This window comes from Geodermatophilus marinus (assembly GCF_003428645.1).
GTDB lineage: Bacteria > Actinomycetota > Actinomycetes > Mycobacteriales > Geodermatophilaceae > Geodermatophilus.
Genome location: NZ_QVQH01000011.1, coordinates 123,664 through 140,979, shown reverse-complemented (window position 1 = coordinate 140,979; position 17,316 = coordinate 123,664). Strand labels below are relative to the sequence as shown.

23 protein-coding genes are annotated in these 17,316 nt (G+C 75.3%); 5 read left to right on the top strand and 18 right to left on the bottom strand.

What is annotated here, in order from left to right; all coding sequences use genetic code 11:
• Positions 1-215: 215 nt before the first annotated feature.
• From D0Z06_RS14140 to rph, 6 genes are all read right to left on the bottom strand, one after another.
• On the bottom strand, positions 216-548 hold the full coding sequence (locus tag D0Z06_RS14140) for a hypothetical protein (protein WP_147332053.1): 333 nt from the start codon (positions 546-548) through the stop codon (positions 216-218).
• Between the two features lie 252 nt (positions 549-800).
• Complete coding sequence (locus D0Z06_RS14135) at positions 801-1,376, bottom strand: MBL fold metallo-hydrolase (protein WP_117378076.1); 576 nt, start codon at positions 1,374-1,376, stop codon at positions 801-803.
• Between the two features lie 149 nt (positions 1,377-1,525).
• Complete coding sequence (locus tag D0Z06_RS25400) at positions 1,526-1,684, bottom strand: hypothetical protein (RefSeq protein WP_158579990.1); 159 nt, start codon at positions 1,682-1,684, stop codon at positions 1,526-1,528.
• A gap of 21 nt (positions 1,685-1,705) precedes the next feature.
• Positions 1,706-1,945, bottom strand: coding sequence for a hypothetical protein (locus tag D0Z06_RS14130; protein ID WP_117378075.1), 240 nt, complete (start codon positions 1,943-1,945; stop codon positions 1,706-1,708).
• Positions 1,946-2,411: 466 nt separating this feature from the next.
• Positions 2,412-3,023 carry an RdgB/HAM1 family non-canonical purine NTP pyrophosphatase gene (rdgB, locus tag D0Z06_RS14125; protein ID WP_117378074.1) on the bottom strand — a complete coding sequence of 204 codons (612 nt, stop codon included), beginning with the start codon at positions 3,021-3,023 and terminating at the stop codon, positions 2,412-2,414.
• The gene (gene rph, locus D0Z06_RS14120) at positions 3,020-3,772 is read right to left on the bottom strand and encodes a ribonuclease PH (protein ID WP_117378073.1); all 753 of its coding nucleotides are present in this window, start codon (positions 3,770-3,772) and stop codon (positions 3,020-3,022) included. Before rph ends, rdgB begins: the two co-directional genes overlap by 4 nt.
• Before the next feature lie 124 nt (positions 3,773-3,896).
• Between rph and D0Z06_RS14115 the strand changes: the two genes are divergently transcribed.
• Both D0Z06_RS14115 and bcp read left to right on the top strand, forming a co-directional pair.
• Entirely contained in the window at positions 3,897-4,301 is a 405-nt protein-coding gene (locus tag D0Z06_RS14115) for a YjbQ family protein (RefSeq protein ID WP_199522315.1), read from the top strand.
• A gap of 73 nt (positions 4,302-4,374) precedes the next feature.
• Positions 4,375-4,869: a thioredoxin-dependent thiol peroxidase gene (bcp, locus tag D0Z06_RS14110; RefSeq protein WP_117378071.1), complete on the top strand. Its 495-nt coding sequence runs from the start codon at positions 4,375-4,377 to the stop codon at positions 4,867-4,869.
• Between the two features lie 76 nt (positions 4,870-4,945).
• Here the strand turns inward: bcp and D0Z06_RS14105 are convergent, their stop codons facing one another.
• The 6 genes from D0Z06_RS14105 to D0Z06_RS14080 all read right to left on the bottom strand — a co-directional run bounded on the left by D0Z06_RS14105 (position 4,946) and on the right by D0Z06_RS14080 (position 9,399).
• The gene (locus tag D0Z06_RS14105) at positions 4,946-5,431 is read right to left on the bottom strand and encodes a DUF4262 domain-containing protein (RefSeq protein WP_117378070.1); all 486 of its coding nucleotides are present in this window, start codon (positions 5,429-5,431) and stop codon (positions 4,946-4,948) included.
• A 94-nt stretch (positions 5,432-5,525) separates the two neighbouring features.
• Complete coding sequence (locus D0Z06_RS14100; protein ID WP_117378069.1) at positions 5,526-6,476, bottom strand: DNA polymerase domain-containing protein; 951 nt, start codon at positions 6,474-6,476, stop codon at positions 5,526-5,528.
• Positions 6,477-6,633: 157 nt separating this feature from the next.
• Positions 6,634-7,374, bottom strand: coding sequence for an MBL fold metallo-hydrolase (locus tag D0Z06_RS14095; RefSeq protein ID WP_117378068.1), 741 nt, complete (start codon positions 7,372-7,374; stop codon positions 6,634-6,636).
• Between the two features lie 78 nt (positions 7,375-7,452).
• Positions 7,453-8,403, bottom strand: coding sequence for a PLP-dependent cysteine synthase family protein (locus tag D0Z06_RS14090; RefSeq protein WP_117378067.1), 951 nt, complete (start codon positions 8,401-8,403; stop codon positions 7,453-7,455).
• 48 nt (positions 8,404-8,451) lie between these two features.
• A complete protein-coding gene (locus tag D0Z06_RS14085) occupies positions 8,452-8,730 on the bottom strand; it encodes a ubiquitin-like small modifier protein 1 (RefSeq protein ID WP_091323728.1) in 279 nt (92 codons plus the stop codon).
• Positions 8,731-8,925: 195 nt separating this feature from the next.
• Positions 8,926-9,399, bottom strand: a complete 474-nt coding sequence (locus tag D0Z06_RS14080; protein WP_117378066.1) for a M67 family metallopeptidase — start codon at positions 9,397-9,399, stop codon at positions 8,926-8,928.
• 129 nt (positions 9,400-9,528) lie between these two features.
• Here D0Z06_RS14080 and D0Z06_RS14075 point away from each other — a divergent pair, with 129 nt between their 5' ends.
• A complete protein-coding gene (locus D0Z06_RS14075; protein ID WP_147332052.1) occupies positions 9,529-9,885 on the top strand; it encodes a hypothetical protein in 357 nt (118 codons plus the stop codon).
• Here D0Z06_RS14075 and D0Z06_RS14070 read toward each other — a convergent pair.
• Together D0Z06_RS14070 and clpS are read right to left on the bottom strand one after the other, a co-directional pair.
• Positions 9,824-10,321 (bottom strand): DUF2017 family protein, encoded by a 498-nt coding sequence (locus tag D0Z06_RS14070; protein ID WP_117378064.1) that lies wholly within the window; start codon positions 10,319-10,321, stop codon positions 9,824-9,826. The genes D0Z06_RS14075 and D0Z06_RS14070 overlap by 62 nt on opposite strands.
• Positions 10,318-10,614 carry an ATP-dependent Clp protease adapter ClpS gene (gene clpS / locus D0Z06_RS14065; protein WP_117378063.1) on the bottom strand — a complete coding sequence of 99 codons (297 nt, stop codon included), beginning with the start codon at positions 10,612-10,614 and terminating at the stop codon, positions 10,318-10,320. Before clpS ends, D0Z06_RS14070 begins: the two co-directional genes overlap by 4 nt.
• A 66-nt stretch (positions 10,615-10,680) precedes the next feature.
• Here clpS and D0Z06_RS14060 point away from each other — a divergent pair, with 66 nt between their 5' ends.
• The gene (locus D0Z06_RS14060) at positions 10,681-11,964 is read left to right on the top strand and encodes a nicotinate phosphoribosyltransferase (protein WP_117378062.1); all 1,284 of its coding nucleotides are present in this window, start codon (positions 10,681-10,683) and stop codon (positions 11,962-11,964) included.
• Between the two features lie 14 nt (positions 11,965-11,978).
• Positions 11,979-12,563 carry an isochorismatase family protein gene (locus D0Z06_RS14055; RefSeq protein ID WP_117378090.1) on the top strand — a complete coding sequence of 195 codons (585 nt, stop codon included), beginning with the start codon at positions 11,979-11,981 and terminating at the stop codon, positions 12,561-12,563.
• Positions 12,564-12,632: 69 nt separating this feature from the next.
• Here D0Z06_RS14055 and serB read toward each other — a convergent pair whose 3' ends face one another.
• The 4 genes from serB to D0Z06_RS14035 form a co-directional block, all read right to left on the bottom strand.
• Complete coding sequence (gene serB, locus D0Z06_RS14050) at positions 12,633-13,892, bottom strand: phosphoserine phosphatase SerB (RefSeq protein ID WP_117378061.1); 1,260 nt, start codon at positions 13,890-13,892, stop codon at positions 12,633-12,635.
• A gap of 177 nt (positions 13,893-14,069) precedes the next feature.
• Positions 14,070-15,827 (bottom strand): aa3-type cytochrome oxidase subunit I, encoded by a 1,758-nt coding sequence (gene ctaD, locus D0Z06_RS14045; protein ID WP_117378060.1) that lies wholly within the window; start codon positions 15,825-15,827, stop codon positions 14,070-14,072.
• Positions 15,828-15,919: 92 nt separating this feature from the next.
• Positions 15,920-16,786, bottom strand: coding sequence for a putative RNA methyltransferase (locus tag D0Z06_RS14040; protein WP_233517675.1), 867 nt, complete (start codon positions 16,784-16,786; stop codon positions 15,920-15,922).
• Positions 16,783-17,286 carry a metallophosphoesterase family protein gene (locus D0Z06_RS14035; RefSeq protein ID WP_117378059.1) on the bottom strand — a complete coding sequence of 168 codons (504 nt, stop codon included), beginning with the start codon at positions 17,284-17,286 and terminating at the stop codon, positions 16,783-16,785. Before D0Z06_RS14035 ends, D0Z06_RS14040 begins: the two co-directional genes overlap by 4 nt.
• Positions 17,287-17,316: the final 30 nt, after the last annotated feature.

Genomic DNA, 17,316 nt, shown 5'->3' with positions numbered 1-17,316 from the left:
GCATCGGTAGAACCCGGCGCGGAATTCCCGCAGTCGATCGGCGGCCTCCGCGGCCGAGACCTCGCCAACGCCGCCTTGCGGGTGAACACTGTCCATCACGGCCACCGGTGATCGTTTGCAGCTCGCAACTCCAAAGGATCACCCGGTGGCCGCCCTCATGCCAGCCCCCGGATCACGGTCCTGTCATTCGAGGACCCACGGGGTTAAACGACAAGCTAAGCGCGTGCGGGGATATCGGGCTCCTCCCCCGCGGAGCGCAGCTCCTCGAACGCCTCGTCCATCCGGTGAGCGAGCAGTGCGTCCAGTTCATCGTCCTCGTCGGAGAGCGCGGGGACGGGCGCCGGCACGGCTGCGACGGCTCTGGGCACCTCGGCGGCACCGATCGTCACGTCGAGGTAGGAGCTCGGCCCTTCCCCCATGTCCCGCCTCGCACTCCACGAGGGGCTCAGACTTTTCACCGCGTTCTCGCACCACGGGAAGACGGGACCGTTGACGAGCGACCAACCGGGGAGGAGGCGGGCCGCGTAGCGTGGAGCCTCCAGGTCCACGACGAGGACCGTCGCACCGGTGCTGTTCCTGAGCCTGTTCGGGCCGGTACTCCACACCACCGTGGACACCCCCGGTGACATCGGCCTGGCTTGCACGGGTGGCCGTAGCGGGGCAACGCCTGACGAACCGGGTCACCTCGGCGACCGCCCACTCGAGGTCAGGCGGCGGCACGTCACGGGTGCGTCACCGCCTCGACCCGTCTCACCGGGCTGCCGCCACAGCACCCTCACCCGCGACGCCCGTGACGCGGCTCAGCGGGGTGTGGCGGGCCCCGGCCGGAACGGGGCGCCGTGGGCGCACACGATCAGCGTCGCGAGCTCGACCACCCGCTCGCGCTGCTGCCGCAGCTGGTCGCGGTCGACCGCGTAGGGGTCGTCGGCGGGCCCGCCCTCCGTCCACCACAGGTGGGTGAGCGCGACGACGTCGTCCGGCGTGCCGACGAGCGTGGTGATGTCCTGCGGGGTGTGCCCGGGCGTGGCCAGCAACCGCAGGCTCGGCGTGAGGTGCACCCCGTCGGCCGCGCGGCGCGTGAAGACGTCGCCCTCGATGACCGACTGGAAGTCGTGCACCGGGACCGCCGGGAACAGCGCGATGTTGACCGTGTGGTCGAGGTGGTGGTGGCTCACGACGACGTCGGTGACGTCCTCCGGCCGCACGCCGAGCTCGCGCATCGGCCGGAGGATGAGGTCGCGGTCGGCGACCATGCCGGGGTCGACCACGACGACCCGGTCGGCGTCGCGGACCAGGCTCACCGTGCCGGCCACGTGCGGCGGTCGCACGTACCCCTCGACGAGGACGTCCAGGCGGGCGGTGCGCGAGAGCTCCACAGCGGGACCGTAGCCGCCCCGCCGGCCCGCGTCCTGCGCGCGAACCCCGGGCAGGGCTGCCGCACGGCTCGGCCGGACGCAGCGGTCGCGGCCGGCGGTCGGTGGACCGACCCCCCGAGGAGGGCGTCGGCGCGCCGGGCACCCGGGCGTCACCGGGGCCGGGGCGGCACCAGCTCGAGCAGCGCCAGACCGGCGACGACCAGCGCCACGGCCGCGACGGCCAGCGCGACGTGGTCGAGGCCGGTGCAGGCCAGCGTCGTGGACCCACCGACGCCGCGGGCGGTCACGTGACCCGCCGTGGTGTACATGTCAGCACCTCCCCCCGGTGCTCACGCCGCCGCAGGGCCCACCGCACCCCCAGAAGGCGTTGGACTGCACCGGCCCCCGCGGAGCAGGACGAGCACGGTGAGCAGCAGGTAGGCCTGGAAGGCGAGCACACCGAGGCCGATGCCGACCTGCTGGCCCCAGTAGCGCAGCGTGACCCGGTTGACGCGGTGGTGCCGGAGAGTCTCTACCGCCCCGCGCTGCCACCGCATGCGCTGCTTCCACGGGTCCAGCCAGGTCGGCATGGTCTCCGTGACGACCGAGCACTCCACCGGGCTGGTCAGCCACCAGCCGAGCGTCTTGAGGGCCAGGATGAGCTCGTTGTCCTCGGTGAGGGCGAGGGTGTCGTAGACCTGGGGCGATGACGGCGGTGTCGTCGGTGCAGTTGTCGGCGATGACCACGACGCGGTCCGGGCGGCGGGTCTGCTCCTGCAGCGCGGCGAGGGTGGCCCCGGTGCCGGCCGCCGCGTCGTGGACGGGGACGAGGACCACCACGCGGCTGGGCGCCGCCGTCCCGACGACCTCGTCCGCCATGCCGGCCTCCCCGTCCGCGCCGGCGCGGGCCGCACCGGTTGCCCCCGGTGGACGGCGGCCCGGGCTCCGGGGTGCAGCCGGTGGCCGGCGGACTCGCCCGGGCGGGTGAGGCCGCGGAGCGACCGGGCGGGGCGGGTCCCGGCCGGTGCGCCGCCGGCGGGGCCGCCCGGCCGGCGGTCAGGCGGGGCCGAGGACCTCGCCGACCAGCGGGACGAGCGCCGCGAAGGCCTGGCCGCGGTGGCTGCGCGCGTCCTTCTCCTCCGGGGGCAGCTCGGCGGAGGTGAGCTCGAGGCCGTCCGGCACGAACACCGGGTCGTAGCCGAAGCCATTGGTGCCCCGCTCCGCGCGGACCACCCGCCCCCGCCACGCCCGCTCCACCACGTGCTCGGCGCCGTCGGGGGTCACGAGGGCGGCGGCGCACACGAAGGCGGCCCCGCGGCGGTCGTCGGGGACGTCGGCGAGCTGCCCGAGCAGCAGCGCGGTGTTGGCGCGGTCGTCGCCGTGCCGGCCCGACCACCGGGCGCTGAGCACCCCGGGCATCCCGTTGAGGGCGTCCACGGCCAGCCCGGAGTCGTCCGCGACCGCGGGCAGCCGGGTGTGCCGCACCGCCTCGCGGGCCTTGAGCAGGGCGTTCTCGGCGAACGTCGCCCCGGTCTCGGGCACCTCGGGGTAGGCCGGGACGTCGCCGAGACCGACCACCTCCACCCCGCGGACCGCGGAGGTCAGCAGCCGCTGGAGCTCGGCGAGCTTGCCGGCGTTGCGGGTGGCGAGGAGCAGGCGCGTGCTCACCGTCGCCCCGCGTCCGCGGCCAGGGCCTCGGTCTGCATCCGGGTCAGCTCCGCGCAGCCGGCGACGGCGAGGTCGAGCAGCGCGTCGAGGGCCGCGCGGTCGAACACGCCGTTCTCCGCGGTGCCCTGGACCTCGACGAAGCTGCCGTCGCCGGTGCACACCACGTTCATGTCGGTGCCGGCGCGGACGTCCTCCTCGTAGGCGAGGTCCAGCCGCGGCTGGCCGTCGACCACGCCGACGCTCACCGCGGCCACCGACCGGGCCAGCGCCGTGGGCCGGACCAGGCGGCGCCGCTGCCCCAGCCAGGCGACGGCGTCGGCCAGCGCGACGTAGGCGCCGGTGATAGCCGCGGTGCGGGTGCCCCCGTCGGCCTGCAGGACGTCGCAGTCGACGGCGATGCTGTTCTCGCCCAGCGCGCCGAGGTCGACGGCCGCGCGCAGCGACCGCCCCACCAGGCGGCTGATCTCGTGCGTGCGCCCCCCGATGCGGCCCCTGACCGACTCGCGGTCGCCCCGGGTGTGCGTCGCCCGGGGCAGCATCGCGTACTCGGCGGTGACCCAGCCCAGGCCCGAGCCCTTGCGCCAGCGGGGCACGCCCTCGGTGACGCTGGCCGCGCACAGCACGCGGGTGCGGCCGAACTCGACCAGCACCGACCCCTCCGCGTGGTCGAGCCACTGGCGGGTGATGGTGACCGGGCGGAGCTGGTCGGCCGCCCGGCCGTCGGGGCGGGAGCCGGGGGTCGCTGTCACGTGTGCCGACAGTAGTGCGCCCGGGTGGGCGCCCTCCGGGCCGTCCGGCCGCCACGGGTGGCGGGCGGCCGGGGCGGGCCGGGCCCGCGGGCCGACGCGAGCCGGTCGCGGTGTAATGACCCCCATGCGTTCGGAGCTGCGGGCGGTGCGCACCGGCGGGGTGCCCACCGTGGTCGACCTGACCGACGAGTGCGCCGAGTTCGTCCGTGACGAGGCAGACGGACTCCTGCACGTCTTCGTGCCGCACGCGACGGCCGGGGTGGCCGTCATCGAGACCGGCGCGGGCAGCGACGGCGACCTGCTCGCCCAGCTCGACGAGCTGCTGCCCCGCGACGACCGGTGGCAGCACCGGCACGGCAGCCCCGGGCACGGCCGCGACCACGTGCTGCCGGCCTTCGTGCCCCCGCACGCCAGCGTCCCCGTGCTCGAGGGGCGGCTGCAGCTGGGCACCTGGCAGCGCATCTGCCTGGTGGACACCAACACCGACAACCCGCAGCGCCACGTGCGGCTGTCCTTCCTCGCCGGCTGACCGAGCAGGTGCGGCACCCGCCACCGGGGAGGGGTGCTGGAGGCGGCCGACGGGGCACGGCAGGATGCCGCCCATGACCGACAGCGCCCCCGCGAGCGCCCCCGTCCGCCTCTCCCCCGGCGACCCGGCGCCGGAGTTCACGCTGCCCGACGCCGACGGCAACCCCGTCTCGCTGGCCGACCACCGGGGCCGCCGCGTCATCGTCTACTGCTACCCGGCGGCGATGACGCCGGGCTGCACCACGCAGGCCGTCGACTTCACCGCCGCCGCGGGCGAGCTGGCCGAGGCCGGCCTGGACATCATCGGCATCTCCCCCGACCCGCCGGAGCAGCTGCTGCGCTTCCGCGAGAAGGAGGACCTGGGCATCACGCTGGTCTCCGACGTCGGCAAGCAGGTGCTGCAGGCCTACGGCGCCTACGGGCCCAAGAAGCTCTACGGCAAGGAGGTCGTGGGCGTGATCCGCTCGACGTTCGTGGTCGACACCGAGGGGCGGATCGAGAAGGCCGCCTACAACGTGAAGGCGACCGGCCACGTCGCCAAGCTGCGGCGCGACCTCGGCCTGGGCTGACGCCCTCCGGGACCGGCCCGGCCGGTGCCGTCCACGCCGGGGGCCCCGCCGGGCCGGTGGCCGCCCGCACCGCACGTCACGCCCGCCACGTCCCCGGCCGGGGCTGGCACTCCGGCCCGCAGGCGTACCCGGGTTCCCACGGGAAGCGGCCCTCGACGTGCCGCCAGGCCAGCTGGTGGGCGGGCACGGAGTACTCGGGCGGCCGCTGGTAGAAGCGGTTGGCGCCCAGCAGGACCTCCCCGGGGTTCGGGCAGACCTCGACGACCAGGACGCCCTCCCAGTCGGGCCAGGTGAGCAGCTCCCCGGGCACCAGGTCGCGGCCGACGGCCACCTCGCCCGCCGCGCGCTGCAGGACCCCGTGCGCGGTGTCGACGTCGAGGCCGACGACGACCAGCTCGGGGTGCCCCATGCCGAACAGGCCGATGGTGTAGCCGAAGGCGGGCTCGTCGGGCCGGTCACCTGCGCCGACGTACTGCACCGCCCAGCGCGAGGAGCGGATGACCTGGGCGAGGTGGGCGTCCTCCTGGTCGAGCCAGGCGGTGGTCTGCGGGTCGGTCGTCATGCCCGGCAGCGTGCGCCCGGGGTGCGACGGGACGCGGCCGCTCCCGGCCCCAGCTGTGGACCGGCGGGCGGCTGTGGACACCGGCCCCGGGACGTCAGCCCCCGCCGTCCGCGCGCCGCGCCCGCGCCCGGCGACGTCCCTCGTGCATCGCCTGGACCCGGGCCGGCGGGATCGCCCGGCCCTCCTCGACCAGCTCGGCCGGCAGGTCCTGCGGGGCGGGCAGCAGCGACGACCAGGCCTCCTGCTCCCGCAGCTCCCCCGCCGTCCGGACGGTGACCCCGCCGGGCCGCGCGGCCGGCAGGTCCTCCCACCGGACCGGCGCCGACACCGGCAGGCCGGGCCGGGCCCGGGGGCTGTAGGCGGCGACGATCGTCGAGGTCCCCGAGCGGGTCGCGTCGAGGAAGACCCGGCCGTGGCGGTCCTCGCGGATGTAGGCGGTGGTCGCCAGCTCCGGGTCGAGCCGCTCGGCCCGGACCGCCAGCGCGCGGGTGGCGGCGGCGACGTCCTCCACCCGCGCGCCCCGCACCGGGACGACGACGTGCACGCCCTTGGACCCGCTGGTCTTCACGGCACCGCCCAGACCGGCCTCGGCGAGGGCCCGGCGCACCAGCCCGGCCGCGCGCACCACCACGTCGAAGTCGGCGCCCTCGGGCGGGTCGAGGTCCACCACGAGCCCGGTCGGCCGCTCGGCGCCGGCGGGCAGGAAGGGGACGTGGAACTCGACCGCCCGCTGGTTGGCCAGCCACAGCAGCGTGCGGCGGTCCTCGCAGAGCACCATGTGCACCTCGCGGTGCGTGGCGGCGGACCACACCGGCACGGTGCGCACCCAGCCCGGTGCGCCCTTGGGCACGTTGCGCTGCACGAACGGCTGCTGCCCGGGGCGGACCCGCACCACCGACAGCGGGCGGCCGGCCAGCTGCGGCACCAGCCGGTCGGCGAAGGCGTCGAGGTGGTCGACCAGGTCGCCCTTGGTCACCCCGAGGCCGTCGCCGAGCTCCGAGTCCAGGCTGGTCAGCCGGACGCCGTCCCGTTCGTCGTCGACCACCGGCCCACCGTGCCCGCGGGCGCGTGACCGGGCAAGCGGGGACGAACAGGCGGCCTCCTGCAGGGGCCCGCCGCGGCCCCGTCCCGGGTGCCGCCACGAGCCTGCGACGGGTGCGGAGGACGGGGTCCTCCCCCGGTGGGGGGCAGGAGGTCCTGCATCAGACGTCATAGGTGGCGCCGGGCGCCACCAGCTCGGCGGAGGGGAACACCGCCCGGGCGTCGCTGAGCTGGGCACCGGCGTCCACCCAGGCGGGCACGTGGGTCAGCAGCAGCCGGTCCGCGCCGGCCGCCGCGGCGTGCTCCCCGGCCTCGCGGCCGGTGAGGTGCAGGCCCGGCGGCAAGCCGGGGACGTCGGGGTGCGCCGCCTCGGCCAGCAGGACGTCGGCCCCCCGGGCGAGGCCGACGACGTCCGCGCTGGCGCCGGTGTCACCGGTGTAGACCAGCGACCGGCCACCGGCGGTCAACCGGACGGCGTGGCACTCCACCGGGTGCGCGGTGCGGACCGTCTGCACGCGGAAGGGCCCGAGGTCGAACGGCGCGCCGGTGAGCAGCGTGAAGTCGAAGACGTCCTCCAGCGGCGCGGTGTCCCCGTAGTAGGCCGCCGCGAGCCGCCGGTCGGCGCCGGCCGGGGCGTAGAGCGGCACCGGCCGGCCGCGGGAGCGCCCCGAGTAGCGGTGCCAGACGATGAAGGGGGCGACGTCGAGGCAGTGGTCGGCGTGCAGGTGCGACAGGTAGAGCGCGTCGATCGTGGCCGGGTCGGCGAGTGCCTGCAGGGTGCCGAAGGCGCCGTTGCCCAGGTCGAGCAGCACGCGGAAGCCGTCGTGCTCGACCAGGTAGCAGGATGCCGGCGACGCCGGGCCGGGACCGCTGCCGCAGCAGCCGACCACCGTGAGCCTCACCCGACCGCCCCTCGCTGCCACGCCGACGACGCAGGTGAGGCTAGCCGCCGGGGTCGGGAGACCGGGCTCACGCCCGGTTCAGGCCCAGAGCTGGCCCTCCAGCGCCGCGGTGGCCTCGTCCAGGGTGCCGGCGTAGGCGCCGGTGGACAGGTACTTCCACCCGCCGTCGCAGACGATGAACACGATGTCGGCCCGGCGCCCGGCCGCGACCTCCTTGTCGGCGATGCCCAGCGCCGCGTGCAGGATCGCGCCGGTCGAGATGCCGGCGAAGATGCCCTCCTGCTCCACCAGCTGGCGGGTCCGGCGGACGGCGTCCTGCGGGCCCACGCTGAACCGGGAGTCGAGCAGCTCCGGGTCGTAGAGCTCGGGGACGAACCCCTCGTCGATGTTGCGCAGGCCGTAGACGAGCTCGCCGTAGCGGGGCTCGGCGGCGATGACCCGGACGTCGGGCTTGTGCTCGCGGAAGTAGCGCGAGCAGCCCATGAGCGTGCCGGTGGTGCCCAGCCCGGCGACGAAGTGGGTGATCGACGGGAGGTCGGCGAGGATCTCCGGGCCGGTCCCGGTGTAGTGCGCCTCGGCGTTGGCCGGGTTGCCGTACTGGTAGAGCATCACCCAGTCGTCGTGCTCGGCGGCCAGGCCCTTGGCCACCGCGACCGCCTGGTTGGAGCCGCCCGCCGCCGGGGAGCTGATGATCTGCGCGCCGTACATCTCCAGCAGCTGGCGCCGCTCCACGGAGGTGTTCTCGGGCATGACGCAGATCAGCCGGTAGCCGCGCTGCCGGGCCACCATGGCCAGCGAGATGCCGGTGTTCCCGCTGGTCGGCTCGAGGATGGTGTCCCCCGGCTTGAGCCGGCCCTCCTTCTCGGCCGCCTCGATCATCGAGATGGCCGCGCGGTCCTTGATCGACCCGGTGGGGTTGTGGTCCTCGAGCTTGGCCCACAGCCGGACGTCGGGGGTCGGCGACAGCGTCGGCAGCCCCACGAGCGGGGTGCCGCCGAGCGAGTCGACGAGGGAGGCGAAGCGGGCCATGGGATCTCCGGGGACGGGCGGGGGCGGTCGCGGTGCGGGCGGCGCCGCTCAGCAGCCGCCGGCGACCGCCGGGAGGATCGTCACGGAGTCGCCGTCCTTGACCTGGGTGTCGAGCGCGCCGGTGAAGCGGACGTCCTCGTCGTTGACGTAGACGTTGACGAAGCGGTGCAGCTTGCCCTCCTCGGTCACGAGGCGGTTCTTCAGGCCGGGGTGCTTCGCGTCGAGGTCGTCGACGAGCGCGCCCAGGGTGTCGCCGTTGCCCTCGACGGTCTTGCTGCCGCCGGTGTGGGTGCGCAGGATGGTCGGGATCCGGACCTCGATGGCCATGGCGTCTGCATTCTCCTCTGTGCTGGGGGGTGGCCGACCCGCGGCAGGCGTGCACGCGGTCGGGAGCGTCTGGTCGGGCAACGCCCGCGTGCCGCGGGGCATTCCGCGGCGGCCCGGCGGCCCGGCGGCCCGGCGGCCCGGCCCCGTCCAGGGTCCCGCGCCGAGCCTGCGAGGCGTGGGGGGACGGGGTGTTCTTCAGTCGTAGACGACGGTCGTCGGCGAGTGCCCGAACAGGTAGGACTCGACGACCTCGACGTCCTCCTCGCGCACCTCGCCGTCGACGATGCGGAAGCTGCGGAACTCGACCTCGTCGCCGGCCAGGCCGGTCCGTTCCCCGTGGTGCCGCGTGGAGACCAGCACGTAGTGGGCGTCGGGCTCCGAGGCGTAGCTGATGTCGGTGCGCGAGGGGTAGGCCTCGGTGGCCGTGTGCGAGTGGTAGATGACCACCGGCACCTCGTCGCGGTCGTCCATCTCCCGGTACAGCCGCAGCAGGTCCTGCGAGTCGAACTCGTAGAAGGTGGGCGAGCGCGCGGCGTTGAGCATCGGGATGAACCGCTCCGGGCGGTCGCTGCCCTCGGGCCCGGCGACGACGCCGCAGGCCTCGTCCGGGTGGTCCCCCCGGGCGTGGGCCACGATGGCGTCGTAGGTCGCGCGGTCGATGCGCAGCACGCGCCCAGTCTAGGAGGGCGTCGTCCCCCGCCCGCCGTGCAGGCCCCGTGACGGGGCGGCCCCGGCCGCGCGGGCACCGGGGGGCGCGGCCCCGCCGGGGGGTCCGGGCACCCCGATACGGTGCGCACCGTGCTGCTCGAGGTGCTGATGGTCGCCGGTGTCCTGCTCCTGGCGGTGCCGGCCCTGGCCCTCGGCGCCCGCGGGGTGCTGCGGCGCAGCGGGCACTACAGCAGCGACGTGGCCGCCGACCGGGCCTCGCTGGTGCTGCTGGTCACCATCCGGTCCCTGACGCTGCTGCTGGTGTTCCTGCTCTCGGCCGTCGTCCTCGTCTCCGCGGTGGGGGCGGTGGTGCGCGACGTGGAGATGCCGAGCCTCGTGTCGGTGTTCTTCGTCCTGGACCTGCTGCTGGTGGCGCTGGTGCTGCTCACCTTCGGCCGGCGCGACCGCCGGCGAGCGCGTCGACGAGCGACCCCTGCAGGCCGGTGAGCCAGTAGTAGACGGCCAGCTGCTGGGCCTCCTCGGAGGTGAGGTCCTCCGGGGGCTCGGTGTCCTCCCGCACGTCGAGCCGGGTGCCCAGGGCCAGCCGCAGGTCGTTGCTGGTGCGCAGCCAGGCGCCGGCCTGGTCGGCGTCGAGGCGGACGACGCCGCCCCGCGGGGGCAGCGTGGCCCGCACGGTGGCGAGGTCGTCGGCCTTGCCGCCGCGCAGCGAGTCCTCGGTGAGCTCCCGGTACTCGGCGGCGAGCTCGGCATCGCCGCGGTGGCCGGCCGGGAAGAGCCGCTCGAGAACGGGGTCCCCGGCGACGTCGGCGGCCTCGGCGGTCAGCAGCTGCTCGAGCTGGTCGAGCAGCAGGCCGACGATGCCGGCCTCCGCGGGCTCCAGGCGCGCCTCGACCGCGTCGCCGCGGCGTCGGAAGGCCCTCACGAGTCGCGCTGGTAGCTGGCCCACAGCCCGTAGGCGTGCAGCCGGCTGGTGTCGTGCTCCATGCGCTCCCGGGGCCCGGAGCTGACGACGGCCCGGCCCTCGTGGTGGACCTGCAGCATCAGCGTGGTCGCCGTCGGCTCGTCGTAGCCGAACAGCTCCTGCAGCACGTAGGTCACGTAGTTCATGAGGTTGACCGGGTCGTTCCAGACGATGGTCACCCACGGGCGGTCGAGGTCGCCGTGCTCCTCGACGGTCTCCTCGGGCGTCCGTGCGGGCGCGAGCGGTGCGGCCACGTCCCCACTCTAGGACGGCGCTCCTCCGGCGGTGGGCACCCGCCGACCGCCCTAGGCTCCAGGGCCATGCCACCCGGACCCGCGCTGCTCACCGACCGGTACGAGCTCACGATGGTCGCCGCCGCGCTCGCCGACGGGACGGCCGCCCGCGACTGCGTCTTCGAGGTGTTCGCCCGCCGCCTGCCGCACGGCCGCCGGTACGGCGTCGTGGCCGGCACCGGGCGGCTGCTGGAGATGCTGCCCCGCTTCCGGTTCGGGGACGACGAGCTGGCCGCGCTGCGGGACCAGGGGCTCACCGACCCGCGGCTGCTGGACTGGCTGGCCGACTTCCGCTTCGGCGGCGACGTCGACGGCTACGCCGAGGGCGAGCTCTACTTCCCCGGCTCCCCGGTGCTCAGCGTCCGCGCCCCCTTCGCCGAGGCCGTGCTGCTGGAGACCCTGGTGCTCTCCGTGCTCAACCACGACAGCGCGATCGCCTCCGCGGCCGCCCGCATGGTCACCGCGGCCTGCGAGCGCCCGTGCATCGAGATGGGGTCGCGGCGCACCCACGAGGAGTCGGCGGTCGCCTGCGCGCGGGCCGCCCACCTGGTCGGCTTCGCCACCACCTCGAACCTGGAGGCCGGCCGGCGCTACGGCGTGCCCACGGCGGGCACCAGCGCGCACGCCTTCACCCTCCTGCACGACGACGAGGAGTCGGCCTTCCGCGCCCAGGTGGCCGCGCTCGGGGTGGGCACCACGCTGCTGGTCGACACCTACGACGTCGAGCAGGGGATCCGGACGGCGGTGCGGGTGGCCGGCCCCGAGCTGGGCGCGATCCGCCTCGACTCCGGGGACCTGCCCACGCTGGCCACCCGCGCCCGGGCCCTGCTCGACGAGCTCGGCGCGCACCGCACGCGGGTCATCGTCACCAGCGACCTCGACGAGTACGCCATCGCCGGGCTCATGGCCGCGCCGGTCGACGGCTACGGCGTGGGCACCTCCCTGGTCACCGGGTCCGGCGCCCCGGCGGCGGGGATGGTCTACAAGCTGGTCGAGCGGGACGGCGTGCCGGTCGCCAAGCGCTCCGAGGGGAAGAACTCGGTGGGCGGCCGCAAGAGCGCCGTCCGGCGGCACGACGCCGACGGCGTGGCGACCGCGGAGGTGGTCACCAGCGAGCCGGTCCTGGCACGGGACGGGGACCGGGAACTGCTCGTGCCGCTGGTCCGGGACGGTGCCCTCTGCGACGACCGCTCCGCCCGGGAGCTGCTGGCCGAGGCGCGGGCGCACCACGCGCGGGCCCGGGGGGCCCTGCCCGCGGAGGCCTTCGCCCTCTCCCGCGGGGACTGCGCGATCGAGACACTGACGGCCTGAGAGGAGGACCCGTGATGACCCGTGCGCTGCTGGTGGTGGACGTGCAGAACGACTTCACCGAGGGCGGGAGCCTGGCGGTCGACGGCGGGGCCGAGGTCGCCGCGCGGATCACCGAGCACCTGCGGGACCGCCGCGGGGAGTACGCGCACGTGGTCGCCACCCGCGACCACCACGTCGACCCCGGCGGGCACTTCGCCGAGGTGCCCGACTACGTCGACACGTGGCCGGCGCACTGCGTGGTCGGTACGGGGGGCGAGGAGCTGCACCCGCGGCTGGACCGCGGACCCATCGAGGCCGTCTTCGACAAGGGTGAGCACGCCGCGGCGTACTCCGGGTTCGAGGGCCGGGCGGACGGCGTGGCGCTGGCCGACTGGCTGCGGGCGCGCGGGGTGGACGCCGTCGACATCGCCGGGCTCACCGCGGACCACTGCGTCCGGGCGACCGCGCTGGACGCCGTCCGGGAGGGCTTCGCCGTCCGGGTGCTGCTGCCGCTGACCGCGGGCGTGGCCGCGGCGACCACCGAAGCGGCGCTCGACCAGCTCCGCGGCGCGGGGGTGGAGCTGACCGGGGACGTGCACCGGCCGGTGCGGCACTCCTGAGCCGGTCGCGGCCGACCCGCGGTCCCCGGCCGGCCCGCGGGTACCGGCCCGCCCGCGGCTCCGGCCCGGTCACACGGCGTCGAGGACCTCCTCGCGGGTGAACCCCAGCACCTGGAGGACGGCGTCCAGGTAGGGCTGGTTGAGCGCGGTGTGCGCCTGCTCGCGGACGTAGGGCTTGGCGTTGAACGCGATGCCGAGCCCGGCCACGCCGAGCATGTCGAGGTCGTTGGCGCCGTCCCCGACCGCCACCGTCTGGTCCATCGGGATGCCGTACTCGGCGGCGAACCGCTCGAGCGCCCGGGCCTTGCCGGCGCGGTCGACGATCTCGCCGACCAGACCGCCGGTGAGCCGGCCACCGGCCACCTCGAGGGTGTTGGCCGCGGCGAAGTCCAGCCCGAGCTGCTCGGCGAGGGGGTCGGTGATCTGGGTGAACCCGCCGCTGACGATGCCGCAGCGGAACCCCAGCCGCTGCAGGGTCCGGATCAGCGTGCGCGCGCCCGGCGTCAGCACCAGCGCCCCGCGCACCTCGTCGAGGACCTCCACCGGCAGCCCGGCCAGGGCCGCGACCCGGGCCCGCAGCGACTCCGCGAAGTCCAGCTCGCCGTTCATCGCGGCGGCGGTGATGCGGGCGACCTCCGCGGCCCGGCCGGCGCGCTCGGCGAGCTCGTCGATGACCTCGCCGCGGACCAGGGTCGAGTCCACGTCGAGCACGATGAGCCGCTTGGCCCGCCGGGCCAGTCCGACCTGCTCGACGGCGATGTCGGCGCCCGTCCCGGCAGCCACGGAGGCCAGGGCGCCGCGCAGGGCGACCGCCTCCGCGCCGGAGACGGTCAGCTCGAAGGAGGTCACCGGGTAGTCCGACAGCCGGCGGATCGCGTCGATGTTGCCGCCCACGCCGGCGATCGCCGACGCCGCGCCGGCGACGGCCGCGGGCGGCACCGGGCGGCCCAGCACGATCACGTGGTGCAGCCGGCCGGCGGGTGCGGCGTCCAGCCCGCCGTCGGGCGCCGCCTCCACCGCGACCCGGACACCGGTGGCCGCGCCGACCTCCTCCGCCAGCCCGCCGAGGTGGGTGAGGAAGGCGGCCTCGTCGGTCCCCTCCGAGGCGCGCACGACGACGCCCAGGACGAGCTGGCCGTGGACGACGACCTGCTCGACGTCGACCACCTCGACGGCGGGGACGCCCGAGCCGTTGCCGGCCAGGGCGGAGAAGAGCCGGGCGGTGACACCGGGCCGGTCGGCGCCGGTCACGGTGAGCAGGGCGCGGGCTCCGTCGGCCGGTGGTTCCAGGGTGGTGCGGGGGTTGCGGTCCAGCGGCACGGCCGCCATCGTGCCGCACCGCGGGCGTCCGCCTGCCCGGGGGCTCCCCGCCGTGGACGCGGCGACGCCCCGCCGGCTCGAGCCGGCGGGGCGTCGCCGCGCAGCGCCGTCCCGGGAGGACGGGCGGCCCCCCTGCAGGGCCCCGCCGCGAGCCTGCGAGCGGTGGGGGGGCAGGGGGGTCCTTCCTCAGGTCGGGTCGGGGTCCCGGCTCCCGTGCCGGGCGCCGCCGGTGAGCCCCAGCTCGCTGACCCCGCCGAAGGGCTCGTGCCGCTTGCCCACGTGCTTCTCCGACTCCAGCCGCTCGAGCAGGTGCGGGTAGTGGGCCTCGAACGCCGGGCGCTCGGAACGGATCCGCGGGATCTCGGTGAAGTTGTGCCGCGGCGGCGGCGACGAGGTCGCCCACTCCAGCGAGTTGCCGTGGCCCCAGGGGTCGTCCCGCAGCGCCAGCGGGCCGAACCGCCAGGACTTCCAGACGTTGTAGAAGAACGGGATCGTCGAGGCCCCGAGCACGAAGGACCCGATGGTCGAGACCACGTGCATGGTGGTGAAGCCGTCGCTGGCCAGGTAGTTGACGTAGCGGCGCGGCATGCCCTCGTTGCCCAGCCAGTGCTGGATGAGGAACGTGGCGTGGAAGCCGACGAAGGTGAGCCAGAAGTGCAGCTTGCCCAGCCGCTCGTCCATCATCCGGCCGCACATCTTCGGGAACCAGAAGTAGACCCCCGCGTAGGCGGCGAACACCACGGTGCCGAAGACCACGTAGTGGAAGTGCGCGACGACGAAGTAGCTGTCGTTGACGTGCCAGTCCAGCGGCGGCGAGGCCAGCAGCACGCCGGTCAGGCCGCCGAGCAGGAAGGTGACCATGAACCCGAGGGAGAACAGCATCGGCGTCTCGAAGGTCAGCTGACCCCGCCACATGGTGCCGATCCAGTTGAAGAACTTGATGCCGGTCGGCACCGCGATCAGGTAGGTCAGGAACGCGAAGAACGGCAGCAGCACCGCGCCGGTGGCGTACATGTGGTGCGCCCACACGGTCAGCGACAGGCCGCCGATGGCGATGGTCGCGAAGACCATGCCCTTGTAGCCGAACAGCGGCTTGCGGCTGAACACCGGGATGATCTCGGTGACGATGCCGAAGAACGGCAGCGCGATGATGTAGACCTCGGGGTGCCCGAAGAACCAGAACAGGTGCTGCCACAGCATCGGCCCGCCGTTCTCCGGCGAGTACACCAGGGCCCCGAGCTGCCGGTCGGCGAGGAGCGCGAACAGCGCCGCGGTGAGGATCGGGAAGGCCAGCAGGACCAGCAGGCTGGTGACCAGCGTGTTCCAGCAGAAGATCGGCATCCGGAACAGCGTCATCCCCGGCGCCCGCAGGCAGACGATCGTGGCGATGAAGTTGACGCCACCGAGGATGGTGCCCAGGCCGGAGACGGCCAGGCCGGCGATCCACAGGTCGGCACCCGCACCCGGGGAGTGCACGACGCTGGACAGCGGGGTGTAGGCGTACCAGCCGAAGTCGGCGGCGCCACCGGGGGTGAAGAACCCGGAGACGGCGATCGTGCTGCCGAAGAGGAACAGCCAGTAGGAGAAGCTGTTCAGCCGCGGGAACGCCACGTCGGGCGCACCGATCTGCAGCGGCATGATCAGGTTCGAGAACGCGAAGAACAGCGGCGTGGCGAAGAACAGCAGCATCACCGTGCCGTGCATGGTGACCAGCTGGTTGTACTGCTCGGGCGAGAGGAACTGCAGCCCCGGCTGGCCCAGCTCGCCGCGCATGAGCAGGGCCATCAGGCCACCGATCACGAACCAGAAGAACGAGGTGGCCAGGTACATCAGGCCGATGGTCTTGTGGTCGGTGGTCCGCAGCAGGTTCGAGAGCCGCGAGCCCTTCTCGACCCCGTGAGCCGGGCTCGGCCGGCTCACGATCGGTGCGGGTGCGATCGTCACGGTCGCGAGCTTAGACGGTGCCGCGGACCGCCCCCCGGGCGCGGGAGGAGCGTGGCGGTCCTGCGGCCGAACCGTGACCGCGGGCGGGCCGCTCACCCCGACCGCACCCAGGTCCCGACGTCGACGGCGAGGGTGACCGGGGTCGGCTCGGGCAACCCCGCCAGCGCCCGGTCGAGGGCACCGGGGGCGAGGTGGTGGGCGTGCGGCCCCATGCCCACCAGCGCGCGCACCGCCGTCCGGTCCAGCCGCAGGCGGGCGCGCACCGGGGTCGTCCCCGCGGCCCGCAGGTGCGGGTCGAGGCCGGCGGCGAGCCGCTCGGCCTTGCCCGGTTCGACCCGGAGCAGGCCCAGGGGGGCCACGATCTCGGCGAGGTGCTCCGGCGCGGGGGTGGCGACGACGAGGCGGCCGCCGGGTCGCAGCACCCGGGCGGTCTCCGGCCCGTTGCGGGGGGCGAACACCACGAGCACCCGGTCGACGACGGCGTCGCGCACCGGCAGCCGGGCCCAGCTGTCGGCGACCACGGCCACCGCCCGCGGGTGCGCGCCGGCGGCGCGGCGGGCGGCGTAGCGGGACGAGTCGAGCACCAGCCCCACCGCCCCGGGCGCGCGCCCGAGCACGCCGGCCAGGTGGTGGCCGGTCCCCCCGCCCAGGTCGAGCACCGCCTCCGGCGGCGGCCCCTCCCCCGCGAGGACGGCGTCGGCGAGGGCTGCGGTGAGCCGCCCGAAGTGGCCGGCGGCCAGGAAGGCGACCCGGTCGGCGACCATCCCGGCGGTGTCGCCGGACGGCGGCCGGTGCCCCGGCGGCAGCAGCGTGACGTGCCCCTGACGGGCCCGGTCGAACGAGTGACCGGCGGGGCAGCGGAGCCCGGCGTCCCCGGGCAGGGCGGCCAGCGGCCCGTCGCACACCGGGCAGGCCAGCAGGGCAACCGCGCCCGGCGGCCAGGGCCGGCGGGCGCTCACCGCGGGACCGGGTGGAAGGTCACCTCGGAGAGGACCCCGGCGTCGGCGACGGCGGTGACGTACGTGCCGTGCGGCTGCCGGCGCCGGTCGGTGGGCGAGCCGGGGTTGAGCAGCCGCAGCCCGCCAGCCGCGGTGGTGTCCCAGGGGATGTGGCTGTGCCCGAACACGAGGACGTCGACGTCGGGGAAGCGGGCCGCGCAGCGCTCCTCCCGGCCGTGCTTGCCCCCCGTCTCGTGGACGACGGCGAACCGGATGCCGCCGATCTCGGCGCGGGCCACCTCCGGGAGCCGTTCGCGCAGTGCCCCGTGGTCGTTGTTGCCGTGGACCGCCAGCAGCCGCCGCGCGCGCTCCTCGAAGCGGTCGAGCAGGGCGACGTCCACCCAGTCACCGGCGTGGACGACCACGTCGGCCGCGTCGATCGCGGCCCACAGGGCACGGGGCAGGTCGCGGGCCCGCGTGGGGACGTGCGTGTCCGTCGTGAGCACGAGGGAGACCGGCACGCGCCCATCGTGGCAAACGGCCCCCTCGGC